Source organism: Mesorhizobium sp. B3-2-1, assembly GCF_006439515.1.
GTDB lineage: Bacteria > Pseudomonadota > Alphaproteobacteria > Rhizobiales > Rhizobiaceae > Mesorhizobium.
The window spans coordinates 46,302-53,759 of record NZ_VFTI01000041.1 but is presented as its reverse complement, the minus strand read 5'-3'; the positions used below and the strand labels follow the sequence as shown (position 1 = coordinate 53,759).

The 7,458-nt window shown below is 60.8% G+C and carries 9 protein-coding genes and 1 tRNA gene; 3 read left to right on the top strand and 7 right to left on the bottom strand.

Annotation, left to right across the window (positions count from 1 at the left end):
- Positions 1 to 201: 201 nt before the first annotated feature.
- Entirely contained in the window at positions 202 to 999 is a 798-nt protein-coding gene (gene otnI, locus FJW08_RS29330) for a 2-oxo-tetronate isomerase (RefSeq protein WP_140813355.1), read from the bottom strand.
- 42 nt (positions 1,000 to 1,041) lie between these two features.
- Positions 1,042 to 2,823 (bottom strand): glyoxylate carboligase, encoded by a 1,782-nt coding sequence (gene gcl, locus FJW08_RS29325; protein ID WP_140813354.1) that lies wholly within the window; start codon positions 2,821 to 2,823, stop codon positions 1,042 to 1,044.
- A gap of 207 nt (positions 2,824 to 3,030) precedes the next feature.
- On the opposite strand from gcl, the gene bhcR reads away from it, so the two are divergent.
- Together bhcR and FJW08_RS29315 are read left to right on the top strand one after the other, a co-directional pair.
- Positions 3,031 to 3,852 carry an HTH-type transcriptional regulator BhcR gene (bhcR, locus tag FJW08_RS29320; protein ID WP_140813353.1) on the top strand — a complete coding sequence of 274 codons (822 nt, stop codon included), beginning with the start codon at positions 3,031 to 3,033 and terminating at the stop codon, positions 3,850 to 3,852.
- Between the two features lie 144 nt (positions 3,853 to 3,996).
- Positions 3,997 to 4,422 carry a hypothetical protein gene (locus tag FJW08_RS29315; RefSeq protein ID WP_246682653.1) on the top strand — a complete coding sequence of 142 codons (426 nt, stop codon included), beginning with the start codon at positions 3,997 to 3,999 and terminating at the stop codon, positions 4,420 to 4,422.
- An 81-nt stretch (positions 4,423 to 4,503) separates the two neighbouring features.
- Here FJW08_RS29315 and FJW08_RS29310 read toward each other — a convergent pair whose 3' ends face one another.
- The 3 genes from FJW08_RS29310 to FJW08_RS29300 all read right to left on the bottom strand — a co-directional run bounded on the left by FJW08_RS29310 (position 4,504) and on the right by FJW08_RS29300 (position 5,680).
- A complete protein-coding gene (locus tag FJW08_RS29310; RefSeq protein ID WP_140813351.1) occupies positions 4,504 to 4,809 on the bottom strand; it encodes a BA14K family protein in 306 nt (101 codons plus the stop codon).
- Positions 4,810 to 5,123: 314 nt separating this feature from the next.
- Positions 5,124 to 5,342 carry a hypothetical protein gene (locus FJW08_RS29305; RefSeq protein WP_140813350.1) on the bottom strand — a complete coding sequence of 73 codons (219 nt, stop codon included), beginning with the start codon at positions 5,340 to 5,342 and terminating at the stop codon, positions 5,124 to 5,126.
- A gap of 170 nt (positions 5,343 to 5,512) precedes the next feature.
- Positions 5,513 to 5,680: a hypothetical protein gene (locus FJW08_RS29300; RefSeq protein ID WP_140813349.1), complete on the bottom strand. Its 168-nt coding sequence runs from the start codon at positions 5,678 to 5,680 to the stop codon at positions 5,513 to 5,515.
- A 153-nt stretch (positions 5,681 to 5,833) separates the two neighbouring features.
- Here FJW08_RS29300 and FJW08_RS29295 point away from each other — a divergent pair.
- A tRNA-Thr gene (locus FJW08_RS29295) sits at positions 5,834 to 5,909 on the top strand.
- A gap of 427 nt (positions 5,910 to 6,336) precedes the next feature.
- On the opposite strand, the gene FJW08_RS32590 is transcribed toward FJW08_RS29295, so the two are convergent.
- Positions 6,337 to 6,648 carry a hypothetical protein gene (locus FJW08_RS32590; RefSeq protein WP_181183088.1) on the bottom strand — a complete coding sequence of 104 codons (312 nt, stop codon included), beginning with the start codon at positions 6,646 to 6,648 and terminating at the stop codon, positions 6,337 to 6,339.
- 128 nt (positions 6,649 to 6,776) lie between these two features.
- Positions 6,777 to 7,391 carry a TetR/AcrR family transcriptional regulator gene (locus tag FJW08_RS29285; RefSeq protein ID WP_140813348.1) on the bottom strand — a complete coding sequence of 205 codons (615 nt, stop codon included), beginning with the start codon at positions 7,389 to 7,391 and terminating at the stop codon, positions 6,777 to 6,779.
- Between the last annotated feature and the right edge of the window lie 67 nt (positions 7,392 to 7,458).

The window sequence follows — 7,458 nt, the reverse complement described above, 5'->3', positions numbered from 1 at the left end:
CTCCCGGCGGACAAGAAAACTGTCACCCATGCTATCGGTCCATTCTGTTACCTATCTATCCGGTTCGGACACCGGCACCTTCTCCCCGTATAGTGACGGGGAGAAGGGACGCGCTTCAACGCTGACGATCCCCTCTCCCCGTTCTTAACGGGGAGAGGGTAAGGGTGAGGGGCAGCGCCGACGTTGACAATTTCCCAGCCGCTACGCCGCCGCGCTTCCCTGCCCGGTCAGTTCCCTGAACCACCCCAGTCCGGCTTCCGTCCCCGCCTTCGGCTTGTATTCCGCCCCCACCCAGCCGGAATAACCAATCCGATCGATATGGTCGTAGAGGAAGGGATAGTTGATCTCGCCCGTCCCCGGCTCGTGACGGCCGGGATTGTCCGCAAGCTGGATATGCGCGATGCGGCCGAGGTTTGCCTCGATTTTACGGGCGAGATCCCCCTCCATGATCTGCATGTGATAGATGTCGTATTGCAGGAACAGGTTCTTCGAGCCGACACGGTCGATCAGCGCCAGCGCCTGGTCGGAATAGTTCAGGAAGAACCCGGGAATATCGCGCGTGTTGATCGGTTCGATCAGCAGGTTGATGCCGGCCTGCTCCAGCTTCTCCGCAGCGAAGGCGAGATTTTCGGCAAAGACATTTTCAAGCGTGTCCCGTGCAATGTCCTGCGGCGCGATCCCGGCCAGGCAGTTGACCTGCTGGCAGCCAAGCGCCTGCGCATAGGTGATCGCCTTGGCAATGCCCTGGCGGAATTCCGGCACGCGATCCGGCAGCACGGCGATGCCGCGCTCGCCCTTGGCCCAGTCGCCCGCGGGAAGGTTGAACAGCACTTGCGTCAGGCCATTCTTCTTCAGCCTCGCGGCCACTACCTCGGGCGCGTGATCATAAGGGCCGATATATTCGACACCTTTGAAGCCGGCGCGGGCGGCGGCATCGAAGCGATCGAGGAAATCATGCTCGCCAAAGAGCATCGACAGATTGGCTGAAAAACGTGGCATTCTTTTTCTCCCTGGAGCATCGGACCCGATGCTCGAACAAAATTAGTCGAGCATCACGATGGCGGTCGGAGCGTCTTCCTGACGTTCGGCAAGGTCCTCGAATTCAGTGATCTTGTCGATCTCGGTGCCCATCGAGATGTTCGTGACCCGTTCGAGAATGAATTCGAGCACGACCGGAACCTGATGTTCCTTCATCAACCGCTCCGCTTGCTTGAAGGCGCCGGCGAACTCCTCCGGCTTGCGCACCCTGACCGCCTTGCAGCCCATCGCCTCGGCGACGGCGACATGGTCGACGCCGTAACCAGCCTCCGGATCGCCGGTACGGTTGATGTTCTCGAAGGCGAGGCTGACCTCGTAATCCATCGAGAAACCGCGCTGGGCCTGGCGGATCAGGCCGAGATAGGCGTTGTTCACCACGACGTGGATGTAGGGCAGCTTGTGCTGGGCGCCGACCGCCAGTTCCTCGATCATGAATTGAAAATCATAGTCGCCCGACAGCGCCACGATGGTGCGGTCGGGATCGGCAGCGCGCACGCCGAGTGCCGCCGGCAAGGTCCAGCCAAGCGGGCCGGCCTGGCCGCAATTGATCCAGTTGCGCGGCTTGTAGACATGCAGGAACTGCGCCCCGGCGATCTGCGACAGGCCGATCGTGGTGACATAGGTGACGTCGCGGCCAAACGCCTTGTTCATCTCCTCGTAGACACGCTGCGGCTTCAGCGGCACCTGTTCGAAATGGGTCTTGCGCTTCATCGTCTTCTTGCGGCCCTGGCATTCCTTGGCCCAGCCCGACCAGTCGCGCAGCTTGCCCGCCGTCTTCCACTCGGTGGCGACGTCGAGCAGCATCTCCAGCGCAGCGCCGGCATCGGAGACGACTCCGAGATCGGGCGCGAAGACACGGCCTATTTGAGTGGGCTCGATGTCGACATGGATGAATTTCTTGCCCTTGGTATAGACGTCGACCGAGCCGGTGTGACGGTTGGCCCAGCGGTTGCCGATGCCGAAGACGAAATCGGCTTCCAACATGGTGGCATTGCCGTAGCGGTGCGAGGTCTGCAGCCCGCACATGCCGGCCATCAGCCGGTGGTCGTCGGGGATTGCGCCCCAGCCCATCAGCGTCGGGATGACCGGAACGCCCGTGATCTCGGCAAATTCGATCAGCAGGTCGGATGCGTCGGCGTTGATGATGCCGCCGCCGGCGACGATCAGCGGCTTCTCGGCCGCGTTGAGCATCGTCAGCGCCTTTTCCGCCTGGGCGTGTGTCATTGCCGGCTTGAACGGCGCCAGCGGCTCGTAGGCATCGATGTCGAACTCGATCTCGGCCAACTGGACGTCGACCGGCAGGTCGATCAGCACCGGACCCGGCCGCGACGACCGCATCAGATGGAACGCCTTCTGCAGCGCCATCGGCACCAGATAGGGCTCCATGACCGTCACCGCCCATTTGGCGACGGGCGCAGCGATGGCGGCGATGTCGACGGCCTGGAAATCCTCCTTGTTGAGGCGCGCACGCGGCGCCTGGCCGGTGATGCACAGGATCGGGATGGAATCGGCCGCGGCCGAATAGAGCCCGGTGATCATGTCGGTGCCGGCCGGCCCCGAAGTGCCGATGCAGAGACCGATATTGCCTGATTTCGCGCGGGTATAGCCTTCCGCCATATGCGAGGCGCCCTCGACGTGGCGGGCAAGGACATGGCGGATGGTGCCCCTCGCCTTCATCGCCGAATACAGGGGATTGATCGCCGCGCCCGGCACGCCGAAGGCGCAGGAAATGCCTTCCTTTTCGAGAACGAGAACAGCGGCATCGACAGCGCGCATCCTGGCCATTTCCAGCCTCCACGAGATGATTGTTGGATGGCTAAGGATGTCATCGACTCGGTGATTTTTCAATTTTTTCAGAATATTTTTTCATTTTTAGAAAACAAACGCTACCGCCTGAATTTATTTGATTTTCCCTTTTCCAGTATTTGCGCCCGGAATTTCATGGAAAACTTTTTCATTGCTTTTTGGGAAAACCGGCCGAGAATGCCGACCATGGAAACGACCGAAAAACGGCAACGTGGGCGCCCGCGTGCCTTCAATGGTCCGGCCGAAGCTTCCTCGGTACAGTCGCTCGACCGGGCCTTGCGCATTCTGGCCATTGTCGCGGACGGCAGCGGCCTGTCGCTGAGCGAGATATCGGCGCAAAGCGGGCTCGCCGCCTCCACCGCCTACCGCATGCTGACGACCCTCGAAAACCACGGCATGGTCGAGTTCGATACGTCTGACCAGCTCTGGTCGATCGGCGTCGAGACCTACCGCATGGGCGCGGCGTTCCTGCGCCGCCGCAAGCTGGTCGACCGTGCCCGCATTGTCATGCAGGACCTGATGGAGAAGACCGGCGAGACTGCCAATCTCGGCGTCGCCGAGGACGACTGCGTGGTCTTCGTCAGCCAGGTCGAGACGCACCAGGCAATCCGCGCCTTCTTCCGGCCGGGCACGCGCAGTCCCTTCCATGCCTCGGGCATCGGCAAGGCGGTGCTGGCGCATCTCGAACCGGAGCGCGTCGGAGCCATCCTGCGCAAGGCGGGCCTGCAGCGCTATACGGACAGGACCCTTTCCGACATCTCCGCCCTCGCCCACGATCTGGCGGCCACCAAGCATCGCGGCTGGTCGGTCGACGACGAGGAGCGCCACCCCGGCATGCGTTGTGTCGCCGCCGCCATCTTCAACGAGTATGGCGAACCGATCGGCGGCGTTTCCGTGTCCGGGCCGACGGTACGGGTCACGCCCGACCGACTGGCGGAGATCGGCCCGCTGGTGCGCGATGCCGCAGCCGAGGTGACCAGGATGATAGGCGGCGTGGCGCTCAGTTGATCACGAAGAGCCTGCCTAGATGCTTGTAGCCGCCATGTCGAAGAAATCGACCACCATCGCCAGTCCGACATGGCGCACGCCGCATAGGATTTGGCTGTCTTGCCTGGGCGCCCGAATGCATGCGAAAGGGCGCGAATGAGGACAATGGTTCAGCTTCTGCTTGTCGTTTCGCTTTGCGGATGCGTGGCGGGGACGCCGCGACCCGATGCCGGCGGCCAACGGGTCAATCCAATTCCGATCTCACTCGCGCTGGAGGAGATCATCACGACCGGTATCCGCCAGCACCTGCCGGATCCGGCCTCCGCCAGGTTCGGAACCATGCTCGCCGGCGAGCGAACGCTTGATGGCCGCCAGGAGATCGTGGCCTGCGGCACCGTCAGCGCCAAGACCTTGGCCGGCGCCCATGGCGGCGACAAGCCATTCATCGCCAAGGTCTACCCGGAAGCCGCAAGCAGCTTTGAACTGGTCGCGATGGGCGAAGATACGGAGGCTGCCCGGCTTCAGATTGGCGGCTCCTGCCGCGCGGCCGGTTTGCCGATCCTCGATACCGGCCCGAGGACGCACCTCTAGACGGGCGGTCTTCAAACGAGGAAGAGGGGCTGCCTCGCAACCCCTCTTTCCTGTTGGTCCACCTTCCTGTCGCTGGTTCCCTCAGAGCCGGCAGTAGTGGCTGTAGCCGTCATGGCCGATATAGGTGTCGGAGTCCGGATCGTAGCTCGCGTAACGCTCGAAGCAGCGACGGACGTGCCAGGAACCACCATCTTCATCGACATAGACCGTACGCGGCTGCTGCTGGGAGAGAAGGCTGCCGAGGACGAAACCGCCAACGCCGGCGGCGATCCCGATGCCGAGGTCGTGGTGATGCGAATGGGCCGCCGAGGGCTGGACGGTGCCGACCAAAGCGGTGGCGGCGACGGTGGAGGCGATAAGGCCGGAAACGAGTGTGCGCTTGAACATGACGATCTCCTTGCTTCGTTGACCGAGGCGATCCATCCGCCTCTTGATCATCTGTCGCCGCGGCATCGAAAAAGGTTCGAAGGGGCTTTGATTTTTTTCGAAGAATTTTCGAAGAAGCAGATAACCGCAGCCTGAAAGGCTCGGCGCCCTCGCCGGTGTTGATCAACCAGACTCGTGCGCTTCAGGTACCTTTCGCCAATCAGGTCATCGTCCGTGACGACGACAGGGAGGCCGCGTCAATGCAAAAGCAAAAAGGGCGGCCGAAGCCGCCCTTTCCTGGAACTGGTTTCTTCAATCACGCGGCCAGGCCGCGTTCAGTAGACGATGATGTGGTGGTGGTGGTGATGGTGATGGTGATGGCCGTAGACCCACCAGTAATCCGGGTAGTCCGGATAATCCTGGTAGTCGAGGTAGTCGTAATGATCATGATGGTGATGCATGCCATGAGCCGACGAAGACTGTACGGTGCCGGCGAGCGCGCCGGTTGCAACGAAGATGGCGACGAGGGCGGAAACGAAACTGCGCTTGAACATGATGATCTCCTGGATCTCTGATCGAGGCGACCATTCGCCTCTGAAGATCAGTCGGCGCGGCCCGGCAAAAGGTTCGACAGATCCGGAGATTTTTTTGAAACACGGTTGGTGTGTAACGGGCAGGCCATATCGGTTCGCGCCATGACCACTACTGACTACTCATCACGGGCTCAGCCCATGCCGGTGATATGGCGAAGCCAGAAGGCGAGCGCGATGAAGCCGATGATGGTGGTGACGCCCGTCCAGTCGACATTGGCCTTCTTCACGTCACTGATGAGCTTCACCAGCAGCATCCACGCCACGATGACGATAGGGAGAATGATGACAAGCCTCATCATGCGACACTCCAGTCCGAAGCGATTGCACCTCGTCCTCATGTAGGAAGCGCGTTTGCGGATTTCAGCACGGACCATGGCGTCATCCACCACGACGGGGCCAAAAATGGAGTTTTGTCTTTACTGGCGCAAGAAATATGCTAACCGAAGCGCCGTGCCCTTGTAGCTCAGCTGGTAGAGCAGCGGTTTTGTAAACCGAAGGTCGGCGGTTCGATTCCGTCCGGGGGCACCACCCTTCGCTCTTCGAGCTCCGGGTGGCAGGCCACCCCAAGCCCGTACATGCTGGCCACCCCAAACCTTAAGACGCAGGCCACCGCAAAGCTTAGACGCAGGCCACCCCAAGGCCGTGGGCGCAGGAGTGTCCTCCGAAACCCGGTGTAGAGCGATTACGAGCGCCCTCTACGAAGCGCTCGCGATTTGGGCCGACACGTTCGTCCTGGTGAACGTATTCCTCACCCTCACGGACTTGTAGACATAAGCAGCCCAGATGCCGGCCCCCACAAAAGACGCCAGGGGTGCCACCAGCGCATCGCCTGCGAGCACCTGGTTCACCGGGACGCCTAGAATTGACGAAATCCAGATCGTATCCAGGCGTTTCAACTGGTTGTGCTGGTTTCAATGCTGCGGCGAAGCCATCGATTCCCGCAATTGTTTCTGCTTCAGTGGCTTGCGATCCCTGTTGTATTTATCGCCAGAAATGCGAGATTGAGAGCAACCTCGCCATATACAGCCAGAGAGCCGTTTGGGAGGGTCATGAGTTGCCGGTAGCCGTCGGCGGAATTGGCGAACTCGGCGAGCGTGCGCAGCGGTGACAATGCCTGACCGATGGCCAGCAGCATCAGCCAGCCGCCGAAGCCCACAAGTGCCTCAGGATTCTGTGACGGCTTCGCGGCTGATCGAACAGCAAAGAAAACAGGCACGCCGATCAACAGCAGCACGATCGCCCAATGCCAGATGGAAAACGCCCCCATTTACCCCTCCCCCTTTTTATGCCCCTTTAAGTTGTACCAGATTTCAAACTCAACTCAAGTGCTGAGCTTTGCGTAAGACGATGTCTGATGCCGAAGCGACGCCTTCTCCTGCCCTGATCCTGACTCCTTCACACCCCGATCGCCGCAACCAAAATCCTGTTCTGCCTCCGTATCGCCGCCCTCAACTCCGGTATCCTCGCCTCGTCGCGTTTCACGAATTCGATGAACATCATGTTCATGTTGTTGAAGATCAGTTCGCCGAGCGCCGTGCCGTCGATATCCTGCCGCACCAGGCCAATTTCCTGCAGCCGGGCGATCAGCGCGCGGATCTGTTCGGTGAGCGAGCGGTCGAGGCCAGTGTAGGCCTGGCCGAATGGGCTGTCGGGCAGTTGCGTCGAGATCGCCATCGCCTGCCGCCACATCTCCTTGCTGAGGTAATGCAACGAGTGCTCGATATAGATGCCGATCAGCGTATCCAGCGCATCGCCGACATTGGCCGGCGGCCTGGCGACCACGCCGCGCCCGGCGTTGAGCACCTCGTTGACCTCCAGCGAGACGATGGCGCCGAGGATATCGCCCTTATTCTCATAGTAATTGTAGATGGTGCCGATCGACACTTCTGCCTGCGCGGCGATCGCCTCGATCTTGGCGCCCTCATAGCCGGCCTCGCGGAAAAGTGCCGCGGCAGCCTCGATGATGCGCCTGTGCCGGTCCGCCTTCTGCCTTGCCCGCAATCCGCTCATATCAGCCTCTTGCCACAAAAATCGAATTGACTCAATTTTAGAATTGGTTCAATTTTTTGCAAGAAGC

Excerpts from the sequence above, each read along its gene's own strand:
- bhcR (WP_140813353.1), top strand. The coding sequence starts at position 3,031 with ATGGAAACGACCGAAAAACGGCAACGTGGGCGCCCGCGTGCCTTCAAT.
- FJW08_RS29310 (WP_140813351.1), bottom strand. The coding sequence starts at position 4,809 with ATGTTCAAGCGCACACTCGTTTCCGGCCTTATCGCCTCCACCGTCGCC.
- FJW08_RS29305 (WP_140813350.1), bottom strand. The coding sequence starts at position 5,342 with ATGTTCAAGCGCAGTTTCGTTTCCGCCCTCGTCGCCATCTTCGTTGCA.
- FJW08_RS29300 (WP_140813349.1), bottom strand. The coding sequence starts at position 5,680 with ATGATGAGGCTTGTCATCATTCTCCCTATCGTCATCGTGGCGTGGATG.
- otnI (WP_140813355.1), bottom strand. The coding sequence starts at position 999 with ATGCCACGTTTTTCAGCCAATCTGTCGATGCTCTTTGGCGAGCATGAT.
- gcl (WP_140813354.1), bottom strand. The coding sequence starts at position 2,823 with ATGGCCAGGATGCGCGCTGTCGATGCCGCTGTTCTCGTTCTCGAAAAG.
- FJW08_RS29285 (WP_140813348.1), bottom strand. The coding sequence starts at position 7,391 with ATGAGCGGATTGCGGGCAAGGCAGAAGGCGGACCGGCACAGGCGCATC.
- FJW08_RS32590 (WP_181183088.1), bottom strand. The coding sequence starts at position 6,648 with ATGGGGGCGTTTTCCATCTGGCATTGGGCGATCGTGCTGCTGTTGATC.
- FJW08_RS29315 (WP_246682653.1), top strand. The coding sequence starts at position 3,997 with ATGGTTCAGCTTCTGCTTGTCGTTTCGCTTTGCGGATGCGTGGCGGGG.